The organism is Streptomyces sp. NPDC005262, from assembly GCF_042872425.1.
Lineage (GTDB): Bacteria > Actinomycetota > Actinomycetes > Streptomycetales > Streptomycetaceae > Streptomyces.
Window position 1 is genome coordinate 748,302 of the sequence record NZ_JBIAKK010000002.1, and the last position, 26,298, is coordinate 774,599.

A 26,298-nucleotide genomic window follows, 5' to 3' on the forward strand; every position below is an offset into this window, starting at 1 on the left:
GGGTCTCCTCGGTCCTCAGTTCTTGTCGAGGCTGTACGGGGAGGGGGCCGCGTCCTCGTCGTCGGCGGGCGGTGCCGTCAGGTCCCGCGCGAGCAGGGTGGCCCCGGCGACGGCACCCGGCATCAGGAACACCGCGACGAACGGGACCAGGAAGGCGAGTCCCAGCGGTACTCCGAAACCGAGGGTCAGCAGGCGGCGGCCGCGGAGCAGGACGAGCCGGTCCGCCAGGACCAGACCGCGGCGCTGGAGCGCGACCGCGGTGAGCTCCTCGGCGAGGAAGTAGCCGGTGACGCAGAAACCTATCGCGGGGACCACGGTCTGGCCGACGACCGGGACGAACCCGAGGGCGAAGAGCAGTACGGCGTACAGCGAGACGCGGACGAGAATGCGGAGGCTGTCACGGGCGGAGATCCACAGTTCGCGCCAGAGCGGCAGCCCGGACTCAGGGACGTCGCCGCCCTCCGACCGGTCCACCTGCTCGGAGAGCGACTCGTAGAAGGGCTGGCCGACCAGCAGCGTCACGGCGGTGAACGTGATCACGGCGAGGAACAGCCCGAGCGCGAAGACCAGCACGGTGAGCGTGACCCGGAGCAGACCGAGCCAGGGCGAGGACCAGTCGTCGGCGAACGGGGTCACCCAGGCCACGAAGTCGTCGGCGCCGTAGCCGAGGCCGACGAGCGCTGCCGCGTACACGACGAGCGTGATGAGGCCGGGGATCAGGCCGAAGCCGAACCAGCGTCCATGCCGGCCGACCCAGCGCTGCCCCTTGATCAAATAGCTGAAACCCACCCCTAGATCGCGCATGGCGTCAGCGTAACCGGGGCGGTAGGAGGTGCGTTGACCGGGGAGTTGGGGGGCGGGCCGGACTTCCCCGAGCGGTCGATCCTCGATCTCCGGGCGGCCGGTCCGTCCTCGGCCAGGTCAGGCGGATCATGTTCCAGGACATGGGTTCCAGCGTCGCCCTCAGCACCGCACCGTCGAGCGTCGTGTCCTGCGCCGGATGCGGGGTGACGCGGTCCGGATCGGTGAGGGTGTTGCGGGCGTCCGGGTCGCTGTCCGCGAGCACCTGGTGTTCGACGATCTTCTCGAGGAGCCGCAGGCGACGAGTTCGACGGACGGGTCGATCTGCCGCATCGCCCGCGCCGTCTCGGCGGCGAGCCGCCCGTACTCCTCGGCGGTCTTGTGGCCGGTCTGCCAGGGGCCGTCCATCTCATTGCCCAGGCACCACAGTCCGATGCCGAAGGGGTCCTTGTCGCCGTGTGCGATGCGGCGGTCGGAGAGTTCGGTGCCGGCCGGGTGGTTGGCGTACTCCTGGAGTTCGATGGCTTCCCGGACGCCGCGGGTGCCGAGGTTGACGGCCATCATGGGCTCGGCCCGCGGACCGATCTTCTTCAGGAACGCGATGTACTCGGAGAGCCCGAAACGGTTCGTCTAGGTGGCGCGCCAGGCCAGGTCGAGGCGGCGCGGCCGCTCGTCGACGGGGCCGACGCCGTCCTCCCAGCGGTAGCGCGGGCATGGGCCGAAGAGCCGGGCAGCGTCCGCACCGCTTGCTCCCGCGGCTTCGAACGGACCGTAGGATCGAAGCGCTTGCGCGTCAATGGCGAGCACGAGAATTTCGAACAACGTCCGATATATCGAACGCAATTGAAGGCGGTACGTGACTGAGGGCCGCACCCGGCGGGGTGCGGCCCTCACACACGTACAGGCAGTGCGGACGATCAGACGACCGACAGCTCGACCTTGATGTTGCCGCGCGTCGCGTTCGAGTACGGGCACACCTGGTGGGCCTTCTCGATGAGCGACCGGGCCGTGGCGGTGTCGACGTTCGGGATGGTCGCGGAGATCGCGACCTCCAGGCCGAAGCCACCCTCGGCGGTCTTGCCGATGGAGACCGCGGCGGTCACGGTGGAGCCGGAGATGTCGGCCTTCTCCTGACGGGCCACCACACCGAGGGCGCCCTGGAAGCAGGCGCTGTAGCCGGCCGCGAAGAGCTGCTCCGGGTTGGTGCCCGCACCGTTGCCGCCCAGCTCCTTCGGCGGGTTGACGACGACGTCGAGCCGGCCGTCGTCGGAGGAGACGCGGCCGTCACGGCCGTTCTCCGCGGTGGCGACGCCGGTGTACGCGACGGTTATTCCCTGAATGGCCATGCTGAGGTTTCCTCTGCTGTAGCGCCGCGACTCGCGCCCACGATCGCGACGGCCTGCGGATGAGCCTAACGGTGACGACGAACGGCTGTCAGCCGAGGGAAACGATCATCTTTCCGGTGTTCTCGCCGCGCATCAGGCCGAGGAACGCGTCGAAGCCGTTCTCGATGCCCTCGACGACGGTCTCGCGGTACTTCAGCTCACCGGAGGCCAGCCAGCCGGCGACCTCCTGGACGAACTGCGGCTGGAGCGCGGCGTGGTCGCCGACGAGCATGCCCTGCAGACGCAGCCGCTTGCCGATGACGAGGGCGAGGTTGCGCGGGCCGGGGGTGGGCTCGGTCGCGTTGTACTGGGCGATCATTCCGCAGATGGTGGCGCGGCCGTGCACGTGGAGCGAGGAGATCGCCGCTTCGAGGTGCTCGCCGCCCACGTTGTCGAAATAGACGTCGATGCCGTCGGGGGCGGCCTGGCGCAGCTGCTCGGCAACCGGGCCGTTCTTGTAGTTGAAGGCGGCGTCGAAGCCGTACTCCTCGACGAGGAGCTTGACCTTCTCATCGGATCCGGCCGAGCCGATGACCCGCGAGGCACCCCTGAGCTTCGCCATCTGGCCGACCTGGCTACCGACGGCACCGGCGGCACCGGAGACGAAGACGGCGTCGCCCTCCTTGAAGGACGCGACCTCGAAGAGGCCCGCGTAGGCGGTGAGCCCGGTCATGCCGAGCACGCCGAGATAGGCGGAGAGCGGGGCCAGGTCCGGGTCGACCTTGACGGCGTGCTGGGCCGGGACGTCGGCGTACTCGCGCCAGCCCAGACCGTGCAGGACGTGGTCACCGACCGCGATTCCCTCGGCGCCTGAGGCGATGACCTCGCCGACCGCGCCGCCTTCCATGGGGTGATCCAGCTTGAAGGGCGGGGTGTACGACTTCACGTCGTTCATCCGGCCCCGCATGTACGGGTCGACCGAGAAGTGCAGATTGCGGACGAGGACACGGCCCTCGGCGGGAGCGGCGACCGGGGCCTCACGCAGCGCGAAATCCTCGGCCTTCGGCCAGCCGTGGGGGCGGGCGACAAGGTGCCATTCACGGCTCGACGTGGGAAGTGCTGCAGACATGGGCTCGGGTTCTCCTCGATGTCATACGGGTGGGGGAAGCGTTCCGCCGGGTCCCGCCGGGTCCGGTCCGCCGGGTTGCGTCGCAGAAAAGCTTCATGACGTGAAACAACCATGCTCCTGAATATTTCATGTTGTCAAGTAACTGGGTATCCTGGGTGTCATGGCCACCACGCGAACAGACCCACTGACCCTCGAAGTCGTCGAGCTCATCGGCACGGTCGTGGCGCGCTACTACGAGGAGTACGACCGGGCCGCGGCCGCACACTCCCTCACCGGTGCGCAGGCTCGGGTCCTCGGGCTGCTCTCCGTGGAGCCGACACCGATGCGCAAGATCGCACAGAAGCTGAAGTGCGAGCCGTCGAACGTGACGGGGATCGTCGACCGGCTGGAGACGCGTGGCCTGGTGGAGCGCCGGCCCGACCCGGTCGACCGGCGGGTGAAGCTGGCCGCCGCGACGGAGAAGGGTGCCCGGACGGCGCTGCAGCTCCGCGAGTCGCTCGGCTTCGCACGCGAGCCGCTCGCCGAGCTGTCGCACGCGGAGCGTGCGGTGCTGCGGGACCTGCTGCGACGGATGCTGGGTGTGGACGCGGTGGGTGCGGACGTGGAGCCCTAGAGCTGCAGGCCCAAGGGCCGCCCCGCGCCCTCCGGCGGGCGCACGGGGACGGCCACGGCACGCCGCCGCCTTGCCGGAGCGCCCGCACGCGCCCGGTACGAGGGCGCCTCTCCGCCTCGCGCTGCGCCGCATTCGACGCCGCGCGCTGATCCACCGGGGATCACGGCACAGCCCTCAGAAGCAGAAGATGAGCCAGCACGACTCGCTCTTGGTCGGGCTGGGCGTGGGTGTAGGCGGGTTCGGAGGCTTCGACGGGTGGCCGGTCGGGGTGCCCGACGGGTCGCGAGGCGATCCGGAGGGACTCGGTCCGGACGACGGATCCGTGGAGGACGTGGCGCCGCCGGAGGGCGTGGTGGTGGCCGCGGGCGGGGCGGAGCCCACACCTCCGGGCCCAGCGCCGCCGGTGCCGGTAGCGGTGCCCGGAGGCCCGGTGCCGGAGGTGTGCGCGTCGGTGACGGGGACGGTGGAGGGACTGTCCACCGGTCCGGGGCGGTCGATGTCGTGGCTCGACGAGGGTTTCGGCGCCGGCGCGGTCGTCACGTCGGTGGCCTCGCGTACGTAGTCCGAGGCACCGTCGTCACCCTTCGGCTCGATCGCCAGCTCGGCGAGGCTCAGCGCCCCGGCGGCGAGCACGACACCGAGGATGGCGAGCAGGGCGGTACGACCGCGGCGGCGGTGCGAACGGCGGCCCCGCCCACCCCGGCCGCCACGTTGCCCCCTGGCGCCTCGTCGTTCCCGGCGGTCACGCTCGTCTCTCGCGACGAGTTGCTCCCTGGCGACAAGCTCGTCCTCGGCGAACAGCTCGTCCCCGGCAGCACGCTCGTCCGCGCCGCCTCGCTCATCGCGGCGCGCCCGACGCGATCGCCCCGACGCGCGTGCGTTCGCGGACCCGCGTCTGCTTCCGGACGCGCGCGCGCCACGCCCGCCCGCGGCGGGCTCGGTGGCGCCGCGGGACCGGCGGCGGCGTCCGCCTGGCGCTGACGGCACGGCTTCCACACGCTCCGCGTCCGGTTCGTGGCCGGAGAGGGCGGGCGTGGCGTAGTGGCTCAGCGCCTCGACGGGGGTTCCGCACCCGGCGCAGGCGAGGGCGCCGTTGAGATGCCGCTGACACGGGTGGCAGTAATCCATGGCGCCCGCAGATTAAGTGCCGATAGGACAACAGAGAAAGCCGGTCACGTGAGGATCCTGTGTGGAAACGTTTATTCCATGACCACCGCCCCTTTTGGCCCACACGAGTTCCAGCTCGTCCTGCTCCGCCGGATGGCCGACCACCAGCCCGGCCTCGTCGAGGACGCCCGGCACGAACTCAGCGCCTCGCTCGCCGAGATGCGAGAGGCCAACCGCCGCTGGCAGGCGATGGTGCGGGCGCCCCCCGGCCGCGGCTCGTTGCGCCGCTACCGCTCGGTGCTGGGCGAACCCGAGTCCTCCGCGCACCACCGGATCGGTGATCTGGAGTGCGACGCCCTGCTCTGGCCGGTGCCGCTCTGGCCTGAGCTGCGGTTCGAGGTGATGGTCGCTCCGGGCGGGGCCGTATGGAACGAGTGGCTGGTCAGAGCCCCGGGGGCGAGCGGCCCCGAGTTGCGCACGATCGACGATCTGCACCCCTGGTCGTGCACCGTCGACGAGGTCGCCCGGGCTTTCCCGCCGGCCCGCCCGATGGAGGGCAGCGCACCGACCCGATGGGCGCTCGCCATCACCGACCCCAGGACGGGTGCGCCGTACGTCGCCGAGTTCACCTGGGGGCTGTTCCAGCGACTGCTCCAGGGCACACCCCGGCCCTGACCTGGCAATCCGTCAGCTCCGCACCCCCTGATGGCCCATCCCAGCGGGCGCCGGGACCGCGCGCGCCGCACGATGCGAAGAGGGCCGGCCGCCGCCGGCACCGCCCATCAGCGCTCCCGGGAGACCTGCCGTGACCGTCAGTCTTGAGCAGTTGCGCCGCTGCCACGTCGCCGTCGACCTCGGGGCCGCCCGGACCCGCGTCTACATCAAAGGGCTCGGACTCGTCGTCGACGAGCCGAGTGCCGCCGCCATCAACACCCGTAGCGGCTCGCTCATCGCCGTCGGCGAGCTCGCCGAGAAGATGACAGGCCGCACCCCCGACTACATCCGGGTGGTCCGTCCGGTCTCCGGCGGTTCGGTCATCGACATCGAAATGGCCCAGCGCATGCTCCGCCATCTGCTCGGCGAGAAGCTCCGCCGTCAGCTGCGCCGCAAGCCGCGGCTGCGCGCCGCCGCCTGCAGCCCGCACGACAGCGATCCGCTCGCCCAGCGCGCCACCATCGAGACCCTGGTCGGGCTCGGCGCCCGGCGGGTCGAGCTGGTCGACACCCTGCTTGCGGCGGCGGTCGGCTGCGATCTCCCGGTCGAGCAGCCGGTCGGGAGCATGATCATGGTGTGCGGGGCGGCGACCACGCAGATCGCCGTGCTCTCGCTCGGGTCGATCGTGACCGCCGTACGGATCCCGATCGGCGGCGACGCCATCGACCACGCGGTGATCCAGCATCTGCGCCAGCAGCACGAGTTGATGCTGCCGAGCCAGTCGGTACGCCCGTTGCAGCTGGCCCTCAGCGGCAACGGCCTGACCTCGCACGGGCCGGCCGTGACCGAGATCCATGGCCGTGACGTCGTGACCGGTCTGGCCCGCTCGGTGCAGGTCGACACCGCCGCCGTGCGGCGCGCCATCCACACCCCGCTGACCGCGGTCCTCGACGGTCTCGGCAAGGTGCTGCGCCACTGCCCGCCCGATCTGGTGGCCGACCTCGCGGACTGCGGGATCATGATGGTCGGCGGCAGTGCCCTGCTGCCCGGACTCGACCAGATGCTGCGCGACGCGACGGGCATGCCGGTACACATCGCGGAGCGCCCCGATGTGTGCGCCGTCCTGGGGCTCGGCGCCATGCTGGACGGCAAGGTCGAGCCGATGGTCCTCAACCCGCTGGCCGCCTGACGGCCGTCGGGGCGGCGGATGACTTACGAGAGCGAAGGCCGGGGTGCGGCGGGCGGGCCCCCCAGCAGCCGGCCCCGCAAACTGCCGGCACTCCTGGAAGCGGTGCTCAGCGTCGGCACCGATCTCGAACTGCGGGCCACCCTCCAGCAGATCGTGGACACCGCCACCGCGCTCACCGAGGCCCGGTACGGCGCGCTCGGCGTCCTCGACCCCCACCGCAGCACCATCACCGAACTGTTCACCTCCGGTCTGACCGATGCCGAACGGCAGCGCATCGGCCGCTTCCCGGACGGGCACTCGGGGCTGCTCGGCGTGCTCGTCGAGGAACCCGAACCGTTGCGCTCGGACGATCTGACCGCCGACCCGCGCTCCAGCGGCGTGCCGCCCGGCCATCCACGGATGCGTTCCTTCCTCGGAGCGCCCATCCGGGTGCACAGCGAGGTGTTCGGCAATCTCTATCTCACCGAGAAACGCACCGGACACTTCACCGATACGGACATGGCGCTGCTGCAGGTCCTCGCCGCTCAGGCCGGGATCGCGATCGGCAACGCCCGGCTGTACGAGACGGTCTGCCAACGGGAGCGCTGGATCGAGGGCGCGGCGGCCGTCACCACGGCCCTGCTGGGCGGCACGAACGCGACGGACGCGTTGATGACCGTTGCCGAGCGGGCCCGCATTCTCGCCGATGCCTCGGCCGGGGTGATCCTCCAGCCGACCGAGAACGGCGGGATGGAGATCGTCACCGCGTCCACGCTCGACGACCCGGCCGGCATCGTCGGCACCACCATCGAGCCTGGCTCCCCCGTGCTGGTGCAGCTGCTGGGCGGTGAGCCGGTCTTCATCGACGACTCGGCGACCGATCCGCGGATGACGACGCATGTGCGTACCCGGTTCGGTCCCAGCATGATGCTGCCGTTGCAGAGCGGCGGCAGGCTCATCGGCACCCTCGCACTGCCCCGGCGGCGCGGCGGCCGCCCGTACACGGCCGTGGACCGGCTGCTGGCCACCCAGTTCGCCTCGCAGGCCGCGCTGGCCCTGGTGCTGGCGGACGCGCAGCACAACAGGGAACAGCTCGCGGTGTACGAGGACCGAGACCGGATCGCCCGCGATCTGCACGATCTCGTCGTCCAGCGGCTCTTCGCGACCGAGATGATGCTGGAGTCGACCCGCCGCCGGGCGGCCGCCCCGGAGACGGCCGAGCTGCTCACCCGGGCTGTCGACGAGCTGAACTCCACCATTCAGGAAGTACGGACCGCGATCTTCGCCCTCCAGCAGCCTCCCACCGATGCACCCAGCACCTTCCGCGGCCGGGTGCTCCGGGAGACCGGGGGTGCGGCCGCCGTTCTCGGCTTCCAGCCGTCGGTGCAGTTCATCGGGGCGGTGGACTCACTTGTGCGGCAGCCCGCGGACCGGCAGCTCCTCACGGCACTGCGCGGCGCGCTCGCGGCGGCGCACCGGCGGACCGGGGTGTCGGCCATCGAGGTGGAGGTGGACGCGACGGCGCGGCTGTCCGACGGGCGGGCCGCGGTCCGGCTGGCGGTCGCCGACGACGGGCGTGGCGACGACGGCTCGCGCTCCACGACGTTCACCTGGCAGGCGCCGCTCTGAGCGCTACCCGGGTGCTGGAGTGGGCGACGCCCGCTTCCCGCTTGAGACGGCGCAGCAGTCCGTCCAGGGCGGCGGTGTCGGCGACCGTGGCCCGTACGAGATAGTCGTGTCCGCCGGTCACGTGCACCACTTCGGTGATGCCGGGCAGCGAGAGCACCGCCCGTTCGAACACCTCGTTGGTGGTGTCGATACGCAGCGTCACATCGATGAAGACGACCAGGCCCGTTCGGGTGTCGGCGGCCGGGTCGATGATCACGGTGAAGCCGCGGATGACTCCGTCGCGGCGCAGCCTGCGCACCCGGTCGGCCGCGGCATTGGCACTGAGGCCGACCCGTACCCCCAGATCGCGGTACGAGATCCGCGCGTCCTCCTGGAGGACGCTGAGGATTTCCCTGTCCAGACGGTCCATACCGCGATTGTCGCAGCTTGTGCCGGATTATGACTGCGGAGACCACGACGGCCCGCCACGGGGCCTCCCGTACCTCCGCATGGCGCAGTCCGACGGGCCCCCGGGGGACGACCGGCCTTGACTTGCAGGGTGGAAGCAGCCGTCAAGCAGTCCCCCGCAACGGTGGCTCGGCCGTCCGCCGTCGCATACCGCAACCTTGTGGTGGCCACGATCGGTTTCGCGCTGACCTTCTGGGCCTGGAATCTGATCGCGCCGCTGTCGGGGGAATTCGGACTCGGGCTTAGTTCGTTCCAGCAGTCGCTGCTGGTCGCCGTGCCGGTGCTGATCGGTTCGCTGGGCCGGATCGCGGCGGGGGCGCTCACCGACAAGTACGGCGCCCGGCTGATGTTCCCGCTGGTCTCGGCGCTGACCGTCATTCCGGTCCTGCTGCTGATCCCGGCTCGGCACTCGTACGGCGCGATGCTCGTCGTGGGCTTCCTGCTGGGGCTGGGCGGCACCACGTTCGCGATCGGCATCCCGCTGGTCAACTCGTGGTTCCCGCCATCCCAGCGAGGGCTGGCCCTCGGTGTGTTCGGCATGGGCATGGGCGGGGTCGCACTCTCCGCATACTTCACGCCGCGGCTCGCCGAGCGCGGCGACAACCTCCCGTTCCTCGTCGTCGCCGCCGCACTGGTGGTGTACGCGGCCCTGGCCGCGGTGCTGATCACCGATCACCCGGACCGGAAGGTACCGATCGCGTCACTCACCCGCCGGCTCGGCGAGGCCGGGCGCCTGCGGGTCACCTGGGAACTCTCCGCGCTGTACGCGATCGGCTTCGGCGGCATCGTGGCGTTCGGTGTCTATCTGCCCACGTATCTGAAGACCTGGTACCACCTCTCGGCGACCGACGCCGGCACGAAGGCCGCCGGGTTCGCACTGGTCACCGTCATCTTCCGGCCGATCGGCGGCTGGCTCTCGGACCACATCCACCCGGCGCTGATCACCTCGGCGGCGCTGGGACTGGCCGCGCTGACGGCGATCGTCCAGGCCTTCGACCCGCGACTGTCACCGGGCGGTGCGATCGTGCTGCTGTGCATGGCGGCCGGTCTGGGCACGTCGAGCGGCAGCATCTTCGCCCTCGTCTCGCAGGTGACGCCACAGCCGCAGGTGGGCAGCGTCACCGGAATCGTCGGCGCGATGGGCGGACTCGGCGGCTTCGTACCGCCCCTGGTGATGGGCGCGATCTACAGCGCGAAGGACTCGTACTCGATCGGCTTCATGCTGCTGTCGGACCTCGCGCTGGCCGGATGCGTGTACGCGTACGGGCGGATGCGGAACATTCAGAGGCAGCAGAGGATGCCCGACCCGGCTCCACGGCACAGCCCTTAGGGTCGGAAGGTGACTTCTCTTCTGCCTGCGCTGCACGACGGATCCGGTCCCGCGGCCTCCCGGGAAGCCGTCCGGTTCGGTGAACACACCCTGACGTACGCACAGCTGGCCGCGGCCTCCGACGCGCTCGCCGCGCGGCTCGCGGGAGCGGGGAGGGTCGCCGTCTGGGCCACGCCGACCGCCGAGACCGTCGTCGCGGTGGTGGCGGCGCTGCGAGCCGGGGTGCCCGCCGTCCCTCTCAACCCGAAGAGCGGCCCACGCGAACTGGCGCACATCGTGGCCGACAGCGCCCCGTCGGCGGTGCTGGCCGGGACGGGCGACGTGCTCCCGCCGGCGCTGGCCGCGCTGGACCGTAAGGATGTCGACACGGCAGCGGCGGCCGACGGCGTCGTCTTCCCCGAACCCTCCCCCGAGTCCCCCGCCCTGATCGTCTACACCTCCGGCACCACGGGTCCGCCCAAGGGTGCGATCCTGCCCCGCCGCGCGATCGCCGCCTCGCTGGACGCGCTGGCGGACGCCTGGCAGTGGACCGGCGACGACGCCCTTGTGCACGCGCTGCCGCTGTTCCACGTGCACGGCCTGATCCTGGGCGTGCTCGGGCCGCTGCGCCTGGGCGGATCCGTGCGGCATCTGGGGCGGTTCTCCACCGAGGGTGTGGCCCGGGAACTGTCGTCCGGCGCCACGATGCTGTTCGGCGTACCGACGATGTACCACCGGATCGCCGAGGCACTCGGTACGTCGGCACCGGCCGCGGCCGGGCTGGCGCTGGCGGAGGCGCTCGCCGGGGCCCGGCTGCTGGTATCGGGGTCGGCCGCGCTTCCGGTCCATGACCACGAACGCATCGCGGCGGCGACCGGCCGCCGCGTGATCGAGCGGTACGGCATGACGGAGACCTTGATGAACACGAGCATCCGGGCGGACGGCGAGCCTCGCCCCGGGACTGTCGGCGTACCGCTTCGGGGCGTCGAACTCCGGCTCGTCGAGGAGGACGGCACCCCGCTCGGCGATCCTACGGCCGAGGGCGCGGTGGGCGAGATCCAGGTACGCGGCCCGAACCTCTTCGCCGGCTATCTGAACCGCCCCGACGCGACGGCGGCCGCCTTCGCCGAGGACGGCTGGTTCCGCACCGGAGACATGGCCTCCCTCGACGCCGACGGCTATGTACGGATCGTCGGCCGCAAGGCCACCGACCTGATCAAGAGCGGCGGCTTCAAGATCGGCGCGGGCGAGATCGAGAACGCGCTGCTGGCCCACCCGGGTGTCCGCGAGGCCGCCGTCACCGGGGAGCCGGACCCGGATCTGGGCGAGCGGATCGTCGCCTGGGTGGTGCCGGCCGACCCGGCCGCGCCGCCCACGGAGGCCGAGCTCGCGGACCACGTGGCGGCCCAGCTGGCCCCCCATAAACGCCCGCGCACGGTCCGTTATCTGGAGGCGCTGCCCCGCAACGACATGGGCAAGATCATGAAGCGGTCGCTCGGTGCGTAGGCGATTGACGGCACGGCAGGCGATCGCGGCGGTCACCGACGGCTTCACCGAGGCCGACACCCCGCCCGGCGCGGAGATACCGGCGGACGGTCCGCTCTCCTGGTCGGGTTACGCGGACGCCCGGGCCCGCGCCGCGGCACGTACGGGCGAGGAGGAGTCCGTCGTCCACGGCCTTGCCACGGTCGGCGGCCGGCCGTGTGTGATGGTCTCGTTCGAGTTCGGCTTCCTGGGCGGATCGCTGGGGCAGCGCACCGGGGACCTGCTGGAAGCCGCGTACGGTGCCGCGCTCACCCGGCGGCTGCCGCTCGTCTCGATCGTCGCGACGGGAGGCAGCCGGATGCAGGAGGGCATGATCGCGCTCACCCAGCTCCAGCGGGTGGCACGCGCCTCGGCACGGCTGCGGGCGGCGGGTCTGCCGCAGCTCGCGATCGTGCGCGATCCGACGACGGGCGGCGGCTGGGCCACGCTGGGGGCGGGCGCCGATGTGATCCTGGCGCTGCCGGGGGCCCAGATCGGGTTCGCCGGATCGCGGGTGCGGCCGGTGGGCGCGGACCCGTCGGCGTACGCCGCGGAGGGCCAGCTGGCGGCGGGCCAGATCGACGCGGTCGTCCACGCGGACGAGCTGCCACGGACGCTGGCGCGGTGGCTGGGCGCGCTGGGGGCGGCAGGCATCGACGAGTCCCGCGTCCCCGCGCCGGTCCCGGGCGCTCTCGCGGCCACCGGGCTGCCGGCGACCGGCTGGGAGGCGGTGCGGCAAGCCCGTTCCTCGGCCCGGCCGCGTGCGGGGGCGTATCTCGACGCATACTTCGACCACCTGCTGCCGCTCAGCGGCGACCGGTGCGGCGGTACGGATCCGGGACTGCTCTGCGGGTTCGGGGTGCGCGGCGGCCGGCCGATCGCGTACGTCGCCCAGTGCGGCACCGCGACCCGCCCGGCCGGCTACCGCACCGCGGCCCGGGTGATCCGGCTCGCCGACCGGCTCGGCGTCCCTGTCCTGACTCTGATCGACACCCCGGGGGCGGCGAACGACGCCGAGGCGGAACGGGCGGGCGCGGGGGCCGCCATCGCCGATGCGTTCGCGGCGATCGCCCAGGCCCGGGTCCCGGTGACGACGCTGGTGATCGGCGAGGGCGGCTCGGGCGGGGCACTCGCCCTGGCGGCGCCGGAGAACACATATGTCACCCCGGACAGTTACTTCTCCGTCATCGCCCCGGAGCTCGCGGCAGCCATCCTGAAGCGCTCCCCCGACGCCGTGCACGCCACGGCCGACCAGCTGCGCCTGCGCCCCCAGGACCTGGTGGGGCTGGGGGTCGCCCGCGGCATAGCGTCCCCGGAGGCCATGGCCGCCGACGGGTAGTTCGGCGGGAGGTGTGCGGGACGGCCGGCCGAGGGCTGTCCCGTGATGCGGGCGCACGACGACAGCCACGGCACCTCGCCGCGTTGCCGGAACGCCCGCGTGCCCCCGGTACTGACGCCGCGCGCCGATCCACCAGGCACCACGGGACAGCCCTTAGCGTGAAAAACCGGACCGAATCACCGAGTCAGGAGCGCAACCATGGCTGTGGAACCAGAGGGCACCCCGTGCTGGGCGGACGCGATGTTCACCGATGTCGAAGGGGCGAAGAGCTTCTACGGTGACGTGCTGGGGTGGACGTTCGGTGAGTCGTCATCGGAGTTCGGCAACTACACCCAGGCGTACGCGAACGGCAAGGCGGTGGCCGCCGTCGTACCCCCGATGCCCGGCCAGGAAGGGCAGTCGGCATGGTGCCTGTACCTCGCGTCGCCGGACGCCGCGGCCACCGCCGCAAAGATCCGCGACAGCGGTGGCGAGGTGCTGATGGAGCCGATGCAGGTCGGCGACTTCGGCTCGATGGCACTGGCCCGCGACCCGGGCGGGGTGGTCTTCGGTGTGTGGCAGGCGGGGCAGCACGAAGGGTTCGAGGCCAGGGCCACACCGGGCGCGTACTGCTGGGCCGAGGTGTTCACCCGGGACCCGGCGAAGTCGGACGCATTCTTCCCCGCTGTCTTCCCGTACCGCGTGAAGCAGATGCAGGACGACGCGATCGACTTCGCGCTCTACGACCTGGGCGCCGACCCGGTCCTGGGGCGGATGAAGATGCCGGACGACTTCCCGCCCGAGGTACCGCCGTACCTCAATGTGTACTTCACCGTCGAGGACTGCGACGCGGCGGTCGCGAAGGCGACGGAGCGCGGGGCGATCCTCCGGTTCGGTCCGATGACCAGCCCGTTCGGCCGGTTCGCGGCGCTGAGCGATCCACAGGGCGCGGCGTTCTCCGTGATCGACGTCAAGACGGCCGAGGGCGAGATGCCGAAGTTCTCCGACGCGACCGCCTGAGCGGAGGAGCCACGCCGCCGGGGGCCGGTCGGCCCGCACCCGTGACCGGCCCCACGTGGCCGGTCGGCCCGGGTGGCCGCCCCGGCCTGTCAGGGCTGTGCGTCCCGGGCGTCGTACCGGGCGAACCCCCGCCACTTCAGCGCGAGCAGCGACACCGCGACCACGCAAGCGATGCCGCCCCCGGTCGCCGCCACCGTCGGGGACGCCAGATCGGCCACCGAACCGGCCAGGAAGTCCCCGAGCCGCGGCCCACCCGCCACCACGACGATGAACACGCCCTGCAGCCGCCCCCGCATCTCGTCCGGCACCGCCGCCTGGAGCATGGTGTTCCGGAAGACCATCGAGACGGTGTCCGCGCAGCCGGCGAGCGCCAGCAGGACCAGCCCGAGCCAGAGCTGCCGGGTCAGCCCGAAGACGGCGATGGCGCTGCCCCAGCAGGCCACGGCGGCGATCACCGCGAGCCCGTGCCGTCTGATCCGGCTCAGCCAGCCGGAGAACACCCCGCCGAGCAGTGCGCCCAGCGCCGGAGCCGCGACCAGCAGCCCGGTGGTCTTCGCGTCACCGCCGTACCAGACCACGGCGACGACCGGGAAGAGCGCCCGCGGGTGGGCGAGGACCATGGCGCACAGGTCGGTGAAGAAGGTCATCCGCAGAACGGGCCGTGCCGCCAGGAACCGCAGGCCGCCCGCCACGGACGCCCGCTTCTCGCTCCCCGCGTCGTCCCCGCGCTCGGGGAGCATCGAGGGCAGCCGCCACATCGCGTACAGCGCGGCGGTGAAGGTGACGGCGTCGACGGTGTACGCGGCCCGGTAGCCCCACCAGCCGACCATGAGCCCGCCCAGCATCGGCCCGACCAGTGCACCGGTGGTGCTGGTGATGGAACTGAGCGCGTTGGCGGCGGGCAGCTGCTCGGCCGGCAGGAGGCGCGCGACCATCGAGCTGCGGGCCGGTGAGTTGAGCGCGAAACAGACCGCCTGCAGGGCGACGACCGCGTACAGCAGCCCCAACTGCTCGACCCCGGCGACGGTCGCGGCGACCAGTGCGACGGCGAGCACGAACGAACCGGAGGAGCTGGCCAGCCCCAGTTTGCGCCGGTCGACGGTGTCCGCGACGGCGCCGCCGTACAGCCCGAAGACGACCAACGGCAGAAACGAACAGAACCCGATGAGCCCGACCGAGAAGGCGGACCCGGTGATGTCGTACACCTGGAGCGACACGGCGAGCGCCGTCATCCCCTGCCCGATCCAGGAGACCGTGTTACCGAACCAGAGCCGCCGGTAGTCGGGCGAGGTCCGCAGCGGCGTCAGGTCGGCGAGTATGCGCGTGCGATGTACAGGTTCTTCGGTCGTTTCGGTCACAGCGGATGGTAACGACCGGTCCGGAGCCGGTCTCCCTAGGGCCTACCGCCAATGGATTCCCGATGGGCGCGCATGCTTGGCGTGTGCGTTCACGGTGCCGTTGCGACGCGCGGGCTTGGCGTCGAACAGCGTGGCGTACAGGCCGCTCCGGCCGAGCAGTTGGGTGTGCGTGCCCGACTCCACCAGACGCCCCTCGTCCAGCACCAGGATGCGGTCGGCGTCGGCGGCGAGTGCCAGGTCGTGCGTGATGACGATGGTGGTGCGTCCCTCGGCGAGGCGCCGCAGCGGGCCGAGGATGCGCTGTGCGGCCAGCGCGTCCAGGCCGGTGGTGGGCTCGTCGAGGAGGAGAACGGGCGCGTCGCGGACCATGGCCCGGGCGATCGCGATGCGCTGCAACTGGCCTCCGGAGAGCCGGGACGTGCCGGGTGAGACGACGGTGTCGTAGCCGTCGGGAAGGGCACGGATGAAGTCGTGCGCGTCGGCCGCCCGCGCGGCCTCCTCGATGTCACGCAGGGTCGTATCGGTGCGCCCGCACGCGATGTTCTGCTCGATGGTGTCGTGCAGGACGAGGGTGTCCTGCGGCAGCAGCGTGATGTTCCGGCGGAGATAGGTCAGCGGCAGCTGGTCCACGGATGTGCCGTCCAGCCGGATGCTGCCGGAGTCCGGGTCGTAGAACCTCAGCAGCAGAGCGGCGAGGGTCGACTTGCCGGCGCCGCTGGGGCCGGTGATGACCAGCAGTTCACCGGGGACCGCGGTGAACGAGAGATCGCGGAGAACCGGTTCCGGGTTGCCGGGGTAGTGGAAGTCGACCTGCCGCGCCTCCACCTCGCCGACGGCGCGCGGCCGGGTCGGGGCCGCGACGGATGCGCCCGGGTCGGTGACGGTCGGCTCGGTGTCGAGGATCTCCAGAAGCCGCTCGGCTCCGGCGGTCGCGGCGGTGGCCGTCAGACCGAGCTGGCCCAGGGAGCGGATCGGTGGGTAGAGGGAGCCGATGAAGGCGGCGAAGGCGAGGAGCTGCCCGAGTGTGATCCCGCCCGTGGAGATCTGCCACGCACCCAGACCGATGATCGCCAGGACGCACACGGTTTCGAGGACCTCCACGAGTTGCTCGTAGAGCTCGGCGAGCCGAGTGCCTCTCACCGTCGCCTTGAACCGGGCACGTGCCTTGCCGAGGAGCCGTTCCTCCTCGTCGTGCTGCCGGTTGTACGCCTGGGTCATGACGACGTTGACCAGCGTCTCCTCGACCACGGCAGTGATGGCACCGTCCGCCGCACGTGCGCGCCGGGACACTGCGCGCAGAGGCTCCGTGAACACGCGGGTGACGAGGTAGAAGAGCGGGACCATGGCAAAGGTGGCGAGGGCCAGTTTCCAGCTCAGCCACACCGCGGCGGCAGCGTAGAAGAACGTGTTGAAGAGAGCGGTCGCAGCCCCGACGATGCCGGAGACCACGAGGGCTTCGATGGCTTCCACATCGCCGGTGAGCCGCTCGACCAGGTCACCGCGGCGATTGCGCTGGTAGAAGTGGGGCGGCAGCGTCTGCAGATGGCTGAAGACGCGGGCCCGCAGCCGCATCACGAAGCGTTCGGCGGTCCAGACCGCGAGCGAGCTGCAGAGATACCCCACGATCGCACCGATGACGCCCACGGTGAGCCACTGACCGGCAGGTTTCCAGAAGGCGCTGACGGATCCCTGCTGCAGAGCGTTGTCGGTCAGTTCCGCGAAGAGAAGGATGGTGATGGTCTCGGCGATCGCGGTCACGCTCGCGAGCGCGCAGATGAGCACGAGCCAGCGCCGGTCGCCATAGGTGAGCGGCCAGAACCGTCGGAACGACCGCACCACGCTGATGGGATCGGTACGGATCGGAACGTCCGTCACCGATTCCGGGGGCGGCTCGTCGGGGCGCGCGAGGGGGCCGAGAAGGCGCATGGGCCTCACATCACTGAGGAGGGCGGAATGCGGACCGCCGCCAGAGCCTGTTCCCGGATCGGGGCCGGATCACGGCTCGATCTGCGATGCCGTCGTGATTCAGCTTGAAGAGCGCCTGCGGAACGCCTGCCAGGGGCCGGGCCGCAGGTCGACATGATCCGAACGGGAGGCCCTGGGGCGCGGGCCCCAAAACCACGAGGCGTGACCCGCGCGGTTGCGCGGGCCAGCCTCGTGTAAGGGGTTTGGGGATTCTGGGTAGGCCTAGCGGTAGCCGCCGTAGCCGCCGTAGCCGCCGTAGCCGCCGTAGCCGCCGTAGCCGCGGCCTCGACGCCCGAAGCGTCCACGTCGGCCGAAGCCGAAGCCGTAGCCGCCGTAGCCGCCGTAGCCGCCGTAGCCGCCCCAGCCACCCCAGCGACCCCTGCCACCCCCATGGCGGAAGACGTCACGAACGTTCATCTTCGCCTCCTTTGGGAAGTTTGGTATGCCGCACCCTGTTTCTGCCGCGGCACTATCGACACTACGACGCCTCAACGGGACCAACAAGTCGTACGCGTATGAATTCGGGCAAAAGCCATATTTCTAGGCAAATATTCGAGGCATCACCCTGCTCGACAGGCGGGCTGAAAGTGGCCCGCGGGGCGCCTCATCGGCACAACGGGGCCCACCCGCACCCTCCCTGACGACATCGGCCCGCGGTAACCCCTCACCCCCCGGAGATCGGGGTCGACAGCCGACAGGCACCCGCGGGCATGGACGGGGCGCGACGGAACGGTCCCGGAGTGTGACGGTGCGCCGCCGCCGTTCGACAGTCCGCCCGGAGTCACGACGAGCGATGCGCGTTGCTCACGCAAAGAAGATTGGCCGTACCGATCGTCAAGGCGCAGCCGCGGGACGCCACAGCTGCCGCATGCCCTCTCAACACCGGTGACAGCCGTCCCACTTGGCGCATGCCCGGACGAAACCGGGCGGTGCGTGCCGAGTTCGGGCTCCGCACGGAACCTGAGGGCCGGCCCGTGAGCCCTGGCGGGCGCACGACGACAGCTACGGCACCGCGCTGCGTTGCCGGAGCGCCCGCACACGTACGACATGAGGACGCCCTCCGCCTTGTGATGCACCGCATCCGACGCCACGCGCCGATCCACCAGGGATTACGGGACAGCGCTCAGGACGGAGCCCCGGCCGCATGTGCGGCCGGGGCTCCGTCCTGCTTCGATCCGTCAGCCCTCCGGGCCGACAGGAGGCCCATGAAGGACCTTCAGCGTGTCTTGCACGTTCGACGCTGCCGCGCGTGCATCCTTGTTTCCAGGAGGCTGGAACGTTCCTGCGCTGCGGCCGCCGTAGTGGGGCGGGTGGGACTCGAACCCACGGCCGACGGATTATGAGTCCGCTGCTCTAACCGGCTGAGCTACCGCCCCTTTTCGGCGTGGCGCGTACATGTGTGCGCGCCGTCTGCCGCAGCATAGCCGGTCATACGATCTCTCGCTCCGGATGGTCGGCTTCGCCTGACCTTGAGGACTGCGCTGTCGGCTGCCCGGTTCCGGAGGGCGTGAAGCAGACACCGAAGAGTCCGGCATCGACCGTCGAACCACCTTCGGCCCGGCACGCGAAAAAGGACCCCGAAGGGCCCTCTTCCGTTCCGCTCCCCCGACTGGACTCGAACCAGTAACCCTCCGGTTAACAGCCGAATGCTCTGCCAATTGAGCTACAGGGGATCGCGCTCCCCCGACTGGACTCGAACCAGTAACCTGCCGGTTAACAGCCGGCTGCTCTGCCAATTGAGCTACAGGGGATTGCTGCGTTTGCACCGAACCCTACCTGCCTGGCTGCTGCCGGGCGGCGCGCGTTCGCTGCGACACATACATTAGCGCAAGCAGGGGGGTGCTCCGCCAATCGGTATCGCCCCGGGTGATCTCGGGCTCTGGCGGGTAGGCGGGCAGCACATGTCGCACCGAGCACATACGCAGCAAGCACGGAGCAGGAGAAGGGTGGCAGCCATGCGGTACCGGCTCACGTTCATCGCCGGCCTGGCCCTCGGTTACGTCATCGGCACTCGGGCCGGACGCGAGCGCTACGAGCAGCTGAAGAAGTCCGCACGTCAGATCGCCCAGAACCCGGCCGTGCGCAATACCGCCGAGTCCGCGGCACAGAGCAGCCGCGAGTTCGCAGGCAAGGCGTACCACGCGGTGAGCGTGAAGGTCGGTGACAAGGTGCCCGCCTCGGTGGTCGAGCGGGTGCGGTCGGTGCGGGAGCGGAGCCAGGGCCAGGGTGTCGAGGACGACTGGGGCACCAGCAATACGTGACAGGGGGCCCCGCCCGCCTTCCGTACGGGAAAGCTCCTGCGGTGCGGCAGAATCTTCACCATGGGCATAGTCGCCGGCTTGGACAGTTCTTCGGCCTTCACACACATCGTCGTCTGCGACGCGGACACGGGTGCCGTGCTCCGGCAGGGGTACGCCGCACATCCCGTCGAGGCGAAGGCCACCGAGGTCGATCCGCAGGTGTGGCTGCTCTCACTCGGTGAGGCGGCCACCGGCGGGTTGCTCGAAGGCGTCCAGGCCATCGGCGTGTCCGCGCAACAGCACGGTCTGGTGCCGCTCGACCGGCAGGGCAACCTCGTACGTCCGGCGCTGCTCGGCAACGACAAGCGGGCGCAGGTCGCCGCGGCCGATCTGATCGACGGGCTCGGCGGGCGGCAGGCCTGGGCCCAGGCGGTCGGGGCCGTACCGCAGGCCGCGCAACCGGTGTCGAAGCTGCGATGGCTGGCACGGACCGAGCCGGAGGCGGCGCAGCAGGTCGCTTCGGTCCTGCAGCCGCACGACTGGCTGGTCTGGCAGCTGCTGGGCCGGCCGAACCGGCGGACCACCGACCGGGGTGCCGCGTCGGGGACGGGGTACTGGTCGGCGGGGAGCGGGGCGTACCGGCCCGATCTGGTGGAGCTGGCGCTCGGGCACCAGGCCGGGCTGCCTGAGGTGCTGGGTCCCGCCGACGCGGCAGGGACGACGCCTGAGGGGCTGCTGATCTCGGCCGGCACCGGCGAGACGATGGCAGCGGCGTTCGGGCTCGGGGTCGGGCCCGGCGACGCGGTGGTGTCGCTGGGAGCCTCGGGTTCGGTGATGGCGGTGCACCACGAGGCGCTCGCCGATCCGTCCGGCATGATCACGTCGTTCGCGGATGCCACAGGGATGCATCTGCCGGTCGTATATACGCTCAATGCGGTGCGTGCGCTGCGGGGGACCGCCGAGATGCTGGGCCTGGAGGGTCTGGAGGAGCTGTCCGCGCTGGCGCTGAAGTCGACGCCGGGTGCCTCCGGACTCGTACTGCTGCCGTATCTGGAAGGCGAGCGCACCCCGCATCTGCCGCACACCGCCGGCACGCTGAGCGGACTGCGGCGGGAGTCGATGAAGCCGGAGCATCTGGCGCGGGCGGCGTTCGAGGGGATGCTGTGCTCGCTGGCCGACGCACTCGATGTGCTGCGCGGCCGCGGGGTCGAGGTCCGGCGGGTGTTCCTGCTGGGTGCGGCGGCCGAGCTGCCCGCCGTGCAGGGACTCGCGCCCGCGCTGTTCGGTACGCAGGTCGTCGTACCGCAGCCGGCCGAGTACGCGGCGCTGGGTGCGGCCCGGCAGGCGGCCTGGGCGCTGGGGGTCTCGCAGGGGACGCTCGATCCGCGCACCCCCCCGGCCTGGCAGGGCGCGGCGGCGCAGGTGCTGGAGCCGGGCGAGGAACTGCCGGTCGGTCAGGCCGTGCGGCAGCAGTACCGGGCGACGCGGGACCAGACCCATCCCGGGGCGTTCGACTCCTCGCTCTGATACGACAGCTCCGGGTGACAAGGCCGGTCCTCCGGCCGGAGGTTCGGTCTCCGGCAGGTGGACCGGGTCTCGTTTTTGACCTGGGCTTGAGGAAAAACGTTCGCTGTCACCCCGGGCCTTGCCGGAAAATGAGTCGACTCCCGACCTCCTGCCGACTCCGAGAGACACGCGTGCTCATAAAACTCCTGCGGGCCTGTCTCGGCCCGTACAAGAAACCGATCATGCTGTTGGTGGCTCTCCAGCTGCTGCAGACCTGCGCCACCCTCTATCTCCCCTCCCTCAACGCCGACATCATTGACAACGGTGTCGTCGAGGGGGACACCGGCTACATCCTGGAGTACGGCGGCATCATGATCGCCGTCTCCATCGCCCAGGTCGTCTGCAACACGGGGGCCGTCTTCTACGGTGCGCGCACTGCGGCAGCACTGGGCCGGGACGTCCGGGCGTCGGTCTTCGACCGGGTCCAGTCGTTCTCGGCACGTGAGGTCGGGCGCTTCGGGGCACCCTCTCTGATCACCCGTACGACCAATGACGTCCAGCAGGTCCAGATGCTGGTCCTGATGACGTTCACCATGATGGTCTCGGCGCCGATCATGTGTGTCGGCGGCATCATCATGGCGCTCGGTCAGGACGTCCCGCTGTCGGCGGTGCTGCTCGCGGTGGTGCCGGTGCTCGGCATCGCGGTGAGTCTCATCGTGCGGCAGATGCGGCCCCTGTTCCGCACCATGCAGGAGCGGCTCGACACGGTCAACCGGGTGCTGCGCGAGCAGATCACCGGCAACCGCGTCATCCGCGCCTTCGTCCGCGACGGGTACGAGGAGAAGCGATTCCGCGGCGCCAACACCGAGTTGACCGATGTGGCGCTCTCCACCGGGCGTCTGATGGCGCTGATGTTCCCGACCGTGATGACGGTCGTGAACGTGTCGTCGATCGCAGTGGTCTGGTTCGGCGCGCACCGGATCGACAGCGGCGGGATGCAGATCGGCGCGCTGACCGCGTTCCTCTCCTACCTGATGCAGATCGTCATGTCCGTGATGATGGCCACCTTCATGTTCATGATGGTGCCGCGCGCCGAGGTGTGTGCCGAGCGCATCCAGGAGGTGCTGGAGACCGATTCGAGCGTGGTGCCGCCGGTCAAGCCGGTGCAGGAACTGCGCGCCCACGGTCATCTGGAGGTGCGGACCGCGGACTTCCGCTACCCCGGCGCCGAGGAGCCCGTGCTGCGGTCGGTGGATCTGGTGGCACGGCCCGGCGAGACGACCGCGATCATCGGGTCGACGGGCAGCGGGAAGTCGACGCTGCTCGGTCTCGTACCGCGGCTGTTCGACGTGACGGACGGTCAGGTGCTGGTCGACGGCACGGACGTACGGACGCTGGAGCCGGCGCTGCTGGCGAAGACGGTGAGTCTGGTTCCGCAGAAGCCGTATCTGTTCTCCGGGACGGTCGCGACGAATCTGCGGTACGGAAACCCGGACGCGACCGACGAGGACCTGTGGCACGCGCTGGAGGTCGCGCAGGCCAAGGAGTTCGTCGAGGAGCTGGAGCACGGGCTGCACGCGCCGATCGCGCAGGGCGGCACCAATGTCTCCGGCGGCCAGCGGCAGCGACTCGCGATCGCCAGGACGCTGGTGCAGCGGCCGGAGATCTATCTCTTCGACGACTCGTTCTCCGCGCTCGACTACGCGACGGACGCCGCACTGCGCCGGGCGCTCTCGCAGGAGACCGCCGAGGCGACCGTGGTGATAGTCGCGCAGCGGGTGTCCACCATCCGTGACGCGGACCGGATCCTGGTGCTCGACGAGGGCCGGGTCGTCGGGTCCGGCACCCATCACGAGCTGATGGACGCCAATCAAACCTACCGGGAGATCGTCCTCTCCCAGCTGACGGAAGCGGAGGCCGCGTAATGGCCGGGCCTGGCGGACGCATGATGGCGGGCGGGGCGCCGACCGAGCGGTCCATGGACTTCAAGGGGTCGTCGAAGCGGCTGCTGAAGCGCTTCGCGACGGAGAAGGCCTCGCTGTACGGGATGCTGGCGGCCTGTGTGCTGAGCGTCGGCCTCTCGGTGGTGGGACCGAAGATCCTCGGCCGGGCGACCGACCTGGTGTTCGCCGGGGTCATCGGCCGGCGGTTGCCCGAGGGCACGACCAAGGAGCAGGCCGTCGAGGGCCTGCGCAAGACCAACAGCGGCCTGGCCGACCTGCTCTCCGGGGTCGACTTCGTCCCGGGCCACGGCATCGACTTCGGTGCGGTGGGCGACGTGCTGCTGACGGCGCTGGCGGTCTACGTCGGTGCCGGTCTGCTGATGCTGGTGGCCACCCGGCTGTCGATCCGGATCATCAACCGGGTCGTGTTCCAGCTGCGCGAGGACATCCAGACGAAGCTGTCGCGGCTGCCGCTGTCGTACTTCGACCGGGCCAAGCGCGGCGAGGTGCTCAGCCGGGCGACGAACGACATCGACAACATCTCCCAGACGATGCAGCAGACGATGGGCCAGCTCATAAACTCCCTGCTCACCATCGTCGGTGTGCTGATCATGATGTTCTGGATCTCGCCGCTGCTGGCCCTGGTCGCGCTGGTGACGGTGCCGCTGTCGGTGGTCGTGGCGACGAAGGTCGGCAAGCGGTCGCAGCCGCAGTTCGTGCAGCAGTGGAAGGTGACGGGCAGGCTCAACGCCCATATCGAGGAGATGTACACCGGGCACACCCTGGTGAAGGTCTTCGGGCGGCAGGAGGAGTCCGCGAAGGACTTCGCCGAGCAGAACGACGCACTGTACGAGGCGAGTTTCCGGGCGCAGTTCAACAGCGGGATCATGCAACCGCTGATGATGTTCGTGTCGAACCTGAACTACGTGCTGATTGCCGTCGTCGGTGGGCTGCGGGTCGCGTCGGGTGCGCTGTCGATCGGTGACGTCCAGGCGTTCATCCAGTACTCGCGGCAGTTCTCGATGCCGCTGACGCAGGTCGCCTCGATGGCCAACCTGGTGCAGTCGGGTGTCGCCTCGGCCGAGCGGATCTTCGAGCTGCTGGACGCCGAGGAGCAGGGCTCCGACCCCGTGACGGGTGAGCGCCCGGCGGATCTGCTCGGCAGTGTCTCACTGGAGAAGGTGTCGTTCCGTTACGAGCCGGACAAGCCGCTCATCGAGAATCTGTCGCTGAACGTCGAGCCGGGCCACACGGTCGCGATCGTCGGCCCGACCGGCGCCGGCAAGACGACGCTGGTCAACCTGCTGATGCGGTTCTACGAGGTGACGGACGGCCGGATCGCACTCGACGGCGTCGACGTGGCGAAGATGTCGCGCGACGAGCTGCGGTCGGGGATCGGCATGGTCCTGCAGGACACCTGGCTGTTCGGCGGTTCGATCGCGGACAACATCGCGTACGGCGCTTCGCGCGAGGTCACCCGGGAGGAGATCGAGGAGGCGGCGAGGGCGGCTCACGCCGACCGCTTCATCCGTACCCTGCCGGACGGTTACGACACCGTGATCGACGACGAGGGCACCGGGGTCAGCGCGGGCGAGAAGCAGCTGATCACCATCGCGCGGGCGTTCCTGTCGGACCCGGTGATCCTGGTGCTCGACGAGGCGACGAGCTCCGTCGACACCCGTACCGAGGTGCTGATCCAGAAGGCGATGGCCCGCCTCGCGCACGGCCGTACGAGCTTCGTGATCGCGCACCGGCTCTCCACCATCCGGGACGCGGACGTCATCCTGGTGATGGAGAACGGGTCGATCGTCGAACAGGGCACGCACGACGAGCTGTTGGACGCGCAGGGGGCGTACGCCCGGCTGTATGCGGCGCAGTTCGCGCAGGCGGTCGCCGAGGTCGACTGATCTCCTCGGTACGACCTCAGTCCAGGTAGCCGCGCAGCTGGTCGGCGAAGGCGTGGTCCCGCAGCTTGTTGAGGGTCTTGGATTCGATCTGGCGGATGCGTTCGCGTGTCACGCCGAAGATCCGGCCTATCTCTTCGAGTGTGCGGGGCCGGCCGTCGTCCAGCCCGTAGCGCAGCTGGACCACCTTCCGCTCCCGCTCGCCCAGGGTGGAGAGCACCGCCTCGAGGTGCTCGCGCAGCAGCAGGAACGCGGCGGACTCCACGGGGGACGCCGCGTCTCCGTCCTCGATCAGGTCACCGAGCGCGACGTCGTCCTCCTCGCCGACCGGTGCGTGCAGCGAGACGGGTTCCTGGGCGAGCCGCAGCACTTCACCGACCCGTTCCGGCGTCAGGTCGAGCTGCGCGGCGACCTCTTCGGGCGTCGGCTCGTAGCCGCGTTCCTGGAGCATCCGGCGCTGGACCCGTACGACGCGGTTGATCAGCTCGACGACGTGGACCGGGACCCTTATCGTCCGCGCCTGGTCGGCGAGGGCCCGGGACATCGCCTGCCGGATCCACCAGGTCGCGTACGTGGAGAACTTGTAGCCCCGGGCGTAGTCGAATTTCTCGACGGCCCTGATCAGTCCGAGGTTCCCCTCCTGGACCAGATCGAGCATGGTCAGTCCGCGGCCTACGTAGCGCTTGGCGACGGAGACGACGAGGCGCAGGTTCGCCTCGATCAGCCGGCGTTTCGCCATCCGCCCCATGACCACCAACCGGTCGAGATCGACGGCGAGTCGGGAGTCCGGGTCCGGGGTTCTCGCGAGCCGCTCCTCGGCGAAGAGGCCGGCTTCGACGCGGCGGGCGAGCTCCACCTCGTCGGCGGCGGTGAGGAGCGGGATGCGTCCGATCTCCCGCAGGTACTGACGGAAGAGGTCGGAGGACGGGCCGCCGCTGTCGGGGCGGCCGCGCGGCTCCGGGAGTTCGGGCACCTCCGCCTGCTCCTCCAGGACGGCGTCGGCAGCGACGACCGCCTCGGGCGGTTCCGACGGTTCGGGCGGTTCGGGTCTCTGTGGGTCCACCGCTGCCTCCGGATGACGCATGGCCCGGTTCTGCGCGGGGACGGCCGAGACACGCTCGGTTGTGGTCAGGGTCCGGGTCTGCACGGGGGCGACCTCCAGGTGATCGCTGCCGGATCGCGGGGATGGGAGGTCCACCGTGCAGTGGGCCGACCGCGCTCCGATGACTCAGGCACCGCCCCCCAGTGTGGGGGAAGACACATCGCCGCCACGAGGGGCGTGCGCGGACTTTCTGAGTCCGGTCCGTAACCGGCCGGTTACGCGCGAGGAGGGCGGCC

General features: G+C 70.5%; 22 protein-coding genes, 3 tRNA genes and 1 pseudogene. 12 read left to right on the plus strand and 14 right to left on the minus strand.

Annotated elements, in window-relative coordinates; all coding sequences use genetic code 11:
* Positions 1-15: 15 nt before the first annotated feature.
* The 5 genes and pseudogenes from ACFYP5_RS08605 to ACFYP5_RS08625 form a co-directional block, all read right to left on the minus strand.
* Complete coding sequence (locus ACFYP5_RS08605; RefSeq protein ID WP_389032287.1) at positions 16-804, minus strand: EI24 domain-containing protein; 789 nt, start codon at positions 802-804, stop codon at positions 16-18.
* Between the two features lie 4 nt (positions 805-808).
* Positions 809-1,066, minus strand: coding sequence for a hypothetical protein (locus ACFYP5_RS08610; protein ID WP_389032290.1), 258 nt, complete (start codon positions 1,064-1,066; stop codon positions 809-811).
* Positions 1,048-1,506 (minus strand): annotated as a pseudogene (locus ACFYP5_RS08615) (alpha-L-arabinofuranosidase); the annotation flags it as partial. The gene ACFYP5_RS08610 and the pseudogene ACFYP5_RS08615, both read right to left, overlap by 19 nt.
* A 212-nt stretch (positions 1,507-1,718) precedes the next feature.
* A complete protein-coding gene (locus ACFYP5_RS08620; RefSeq protein ID WP_389032292.1) occupies positions 1,719-2,147 on the minus strand; it encodes an organic hydroperoxide resistance protein in 429 nt (142 codons plus the stop codon).
* Between the two features lie 88 nt (positions 2,148-2,235).
* Positions 2,236-3,255, minus strand: a complete 1,020-nt coding sequence (locus tag ACFYP5_RS08625) for an NADP-dependent oxidoreductase (RefSeq protein WP_376509080.1) — start codon at positions 3,253-3,255, stop codon at positions 2,236-2,238.
* A 160-nt stretch (positions 3,256-3,415) separates the two neighbouring features.
* Between ACFYP5_RS08625 and ACFYP5_RS08630 the strand changes: the two genes are divergently transcribed.
* Positions 3,416-3,868, plus strand: a complete 453-nt coding sequence (locus tag ACFYP5_RS08630) for a MarR family winged helix-turn-helix transcriptional regulator (RefSeq protein WP_389032295.1) — start codon at positions 3,416-3,418, stop codon at positions 3,866-3,868.
* A 174-nt stretch (positions 3,869-4,042) separates the two neighbouring features.
* Here ACFYP5_RS08630 and ACFYP5_RS08635 read toward each other — a convergent pair whose 3' ends face one another.
* The gene (locus ACFYP5_RS08635) at positions 4,043-4,996 is read right to left on the minus strand and encodes a hypothetical protein (RefSeq protein ID WP_389032297.1); all 954 of its coding nucleotides are present in this window, start codon (positions 4,994-4,996) and stop codon (positions 4,043-4,045) included.
* A gap of 78 nt (positions 4,997-5,074) precedes the next feature.
* Here ACFYP5_RS08635 and ACFYP5_RS08640 point away from each other — a divergent pair, with 78 nt between their 5' ends.
* The 3 genes from ACFYP5_RS08640 to ACFYP5_RS08650 all read left to right on the plus strand — a co-directional run bounded on the left by ACFYP5_RS08640 (position 5,075) and on the right by ACFYP5_RS08650 (position 8,426).
* On the plus strand, positions 5,075-5,650 hold the full coding sequence (locus tag ACFYP5_RS08640; RefSeq protein ID WP_389032299.1) for a hypothetical protein: 576 nt from the start codon (positions 5,075-5,077) through the stop codon (positions 5,648-5,650).
* 130 nt (positions 5,651-5,780) lie between these two features.
* A complete protein-coding gene (locus ACFYP5_RS08645; protein WP_389032301.1) occupies positions 5,781-6,818 on the plus strand; it encodes a rod shape-determining protein in 1,038 nt (345 codons plus the stop codon).
* A gap of 18 nt (positions 6,819-6,836) precedes the next feature.
* Positions 6,837-8,426: a GAF domain-containing protein gene (locus ACFYP5_RS08650; protein WP_389032304.1), complete on the plus strand. Its 1,590-nt coding sequence runs from the start codon at positions 6,837-6,839 to the stop codon at positions 8,424-8,426.
* Here the strand turns inward: ACFYP5_RS08650 and ACFYP5_RS08655 are convergent.
* A complete protein-coding gene (locus tag ACFYP5_RS08655; RefSeq protein ID WP_277326066.1) occupies positions 8,404-8,835 on the minus strand; it encodes an Lrp/AsnC family transcriptional regulator in 432 nt (143 codons plus the stop codon). The genes ACFYP5_RS08650 and ACFYP5_RS08655 overlap by 23 nt on opposite strands.
* A gap of 129 nt (positions 8,836-8,964) precedes the next feature.
* Here ACFYP5_RS08655 and ACFYP5_RS08660 point away from each other — a divergent pair, with 129 nt between their 5' ends.
* The 4 genes from ACFYP5_RS08660 (at position 8,965) to ACFYP5_RS08675 (ending at position 14,044) form a co-directional block, all read left to right on the plus strand.
* Positions 8,965-10,203 carry an MFS transporter gene (locus ACFYP5_RS08660; RefSeq protein WP_389032306.1) on the plus strand — a complete coding sequence of 413 codons (1,239 nt, stop codon included), beginning with the start codon at positions 8,965-8,967 and terminating at the stop codon, positions 10,201-10,203.
* A 9-nt stretch (positions 10,204-10,212) separates the two neighbouring features.
* Positions 10,213-11,688, plus strand: coding sequence for an acyl-CoA synthetase (locus ACFYP5_RS08665; protein ID WP_389032309.1), 1,476 nt, complete (start codon positions 10,213-10,215; stop codon positions 11,686-11,688).
* Positions 11,681-13,045, plus strand: coding sequence for a carboxyl transferase domain-containing protein (locus tag ACFYP5_RS08670; RefSeq protein WP_389032312.1), 1,365 nt, complete (start codon positions 11,681-11,683; stop codon positions 13,043-13,045). The genes ACFYP5_RS08665 and ACFYP5_RS08670 overlap by 8 nt, the downstream gene beginning before the upstream one ends.
* A gap of 198 nt (positions 13,046-13,243) precedes the next feature.
* A complete protein-coding gene (locus ACFYP5_RS08675; protein ID WP_389032314.1) occupies positions 13,244-14,044 on the plus strand; it encodes a VOC family protein in 801 nt (266 codons plus the stop codon).
* Between the two features lie 89 nt (positions 14,045-14,133).
* Here the strand turns inward: ACFYP5_RS08675 and ACFYP5_RS08680 are convergent, their stop codons facing one another.
* From ACFYP5_RS08680 to ACFYP5_RS08705, 6 genes are all read right to left on the minus strand, one after another.
* Positions 14,134-15,402, minus strand: coding sequence for an MFS transporter (locus ACFYP5_RS08680; protein ID WP_389032316.1), 1,269 nt, complete (start codon positions 15,400-15,402; stop codon positions 14,134-14,136).
* 42 nt (positions 15,403-15,444) lie between these two features.
* Positions 15,445-17,328, minus strand: a complete 1,884-nt coding sequence (locus ACFYP5_RS08685) for an ABC transporter ATP-binding protein (protein WP_389032319.1) — start codon at positions 17,326-17,328, stop codon at positions 15,445-15,447.
* Between the two features lie 261 nt (positions 17,329-17,589).
* The gene (locus ACFYP5_RS08690; protein WP_389032322.1) at positions 17,590-17,784 is read right to left on the minus strand and encodes a hypothetical protein; all 195 of its coding nucleotides are present in this window, start codon (positions 17,782-17,784) and stop codon (positions 17,590-17,592) included.
* 885 nt (positions 17,785-18,669) lie between these two features.
* Positions 18,670-18,743, minus strand: a tRNA-Ile gene (locus ACFYP5_RS08695).
* Between the two features lie 224 nt (positions 18,744-18,967).
* Positions 18,968-19,040, minus strand: a tRNA-Asn gene (locus ACFYP5_RS08700).
* A gap of 5 nt (positions 19,041-19,045) precedes the next feature.
* Positions 19,046-19,118: transfer RNA gene (locus ACFYP5_RS08705), tRNA-Asn, on the minus strand.
* Between the two features lie 204 nt (positions 19,119-19,322).
* Between ACFYP5_RS08705 and ACFYP5_RS08710 the strand changes: the two genes are divergently transcribed.
* The 4 genes from ACFYP5_RS08710 (at position 19,323) to ACFYP5_RS08725 (ending at position 24,963) form a co-directional block, all read left to right on the plus strand.
* On the plus strand, positions 19,323-19,628 hold the full coding sequence (locus ACFYP5_RS08710) for a YtxH domain-containing protein (protein ID WP_326608456.1): 306 nt from the start codon (positions 19,323-19,325) through the stop codon (positions 19,626-19,628).
* A 60-nt stretch (positions 19,629-19,688) separates the two neighbouring features.
* The gene (locus ACFYP5_RS08715) at positions 19,689-21,134 is read left to right on the plus strand and encodes an FGGY family carbohydrate kinase (protein ID WP_389032324.1); all 1,446 of its coding nucleotides are present in this window, start codon (positions 19,689-19,691) and stop codon (positions 21,132-21,134) included.
* A gap of 170 nt (positions 21,135-21,304) precedes the next feature.
* Entirely contained in the window at positions 21,305-23,038 is a 1,734-nt protein-coding gene (locus ACFYP5_RS08720; protein WP_389032326.1) for an ABC transporter ATP-binding protein, read from the plus strand.
* Positions 23,038-24,963: an ABC transporter ATP-binding protein gene (locus tag ACFYP5_RS08725; RefSeq protein ID WP_389032328.1), complete on the plus strand. Its 1,926-nt coding sequence runs from the start codon at positions 23,038-23,040 to the stop codon at positions 24,961-24,963. Before ACFYP5_RS08720 ends, ACFYP5_RS08725 begins: the two co-directional genes overlap by 1 nt.
* A gap of 16 nt (positions 24,964-24,979) precedes the next feature.
* Here the strand turns inward: ACFYP5_RS08725 and ACFYP5_RS08730 are convergent, their stop codons facing one another.
* On the minus strand, positions 24,980-26,107 hold the full coding sequence (locus tag ACFYP5_RS08730) for an RNA polymerase sigma factor (RefSeq protein ID WP_389032331.1): 1,128 nt from the start codon (positions 26,105-26,107) through the stop codon (positions 24,980-24,982).
* Positions 26,108-26,298 lie beyond the last annotated feature (191 nt).

What these genes read in the sequence shown, in the direction of transcription:
- ACFYP5_RS08655 (WP_277326066.1), bottom strand. Translation starts at nt 8,835, where the DNA reads ATGGACCGTCTGGACAGGGAAATCCTCAGCGTCCTCCAGGAGGACGCG.
- ACFYP5_RS08635 (WP_389032297.1), bottom strand. Translation starts at nt 4,996, where the DNA reads ATGGATTACTGCCACCCGTGTCAGCGGCATCTCAACGGCGCCCTCGCC.
- ACFYP5_RS08605 (WP_389032287.1), bottom strand. Translation starts at nt 804, where the DNA reads ATGCGCGATCTAGGGGTGGGTTTCAGCTATTTGATCAAGGGGCAGCGC.
- ACFYP5_RS08715 (WP_389032324.1), top strand. Translation starts at nt 19,689, where the DNA reads ATGGGCATAGTCGCCGGCTTGGACAGTTCTTCGGCCTTCACACACATC.
- ACFYP5_RS08685 (WP_389032319.1), bottom strand. Translation starts at nt 17,328, where the DNA reads ATGCGCCTTCTCGGCCCCCTCGCGCGCCCCGACGAGCCGCCCCCGGAA.
- ACFYP5_RS08675 (WP_389032314.1), top strand. Translation starts at nt 13,244, where the DNA reads ATGGCTGTGGAACCAGAGGGCACCCCGTGCTGGGCGGACGCGATGTTC.
- ACFYP5_RS08640 (WP_389032299.1), top strand. Translation starts at nt 5,075, where the DNA reads ATGACCACCGCCCCTTTTGGCCCACACGAGTTCCAGCTCGTCCTGCTC.
- ACFYP5_RS08690 (WP_389032322.1), bottom strand. Translation starts at nt 17,784, where the DNA reads ATGAACGTTCGTGACGTCTTCCGCCATGGGGGTGGCAGGGGTCGCTGG.
- ACFYP5_RS08625 (WP_376509080.1), bottom strand. Translation starts at nt 3,255, where the DNA reads ATGTCTGCAGCACTTCCCACGTCGAGCCGTGAATGGCACCTTGTCGCC.
- ACFYP5_RS08650 (WP_389032304.1), top strand. Translation starts at nt 6,837, where the DNA reads ATGACTTACGAGAGCGAAGGCCGGGGTGCGGCGGGCGGGCCCCCCAGC.
- ACFYP5_RS08620 (WP_389032292.1), bottom strand. Translation starts at nt 2,147, where the DNA reads ATGGCCATTCAGGGAATAACCGTCGCGTACACCGGCGTCGCCACCGCG.
- ACFYP5_RS08725 (WP_389032328.1), top strand. Translation starts at nt 23,038, where the DNA reads ATGGCCGGGCCTGGCGGACGCATGATGGCGGGCGGGGCGCCGACCGAG.
- ACFYP5_RS08630 (WP_389032295.1), top strand. Translation starts at nt 3,416, where the DNA reads ATGGCCACCACGCGAACAGACCCACTGACCCTCGAAGTCGTCGAGCTC.
- ACFYP5_RS08710 (WP_326608456.1), top strand. Translation starts at nt 19,323, where the DNA reads ATGCGGTACCGGCTCACGTTCATCGCCGGCCTGGCCCTCGGTTACGTC.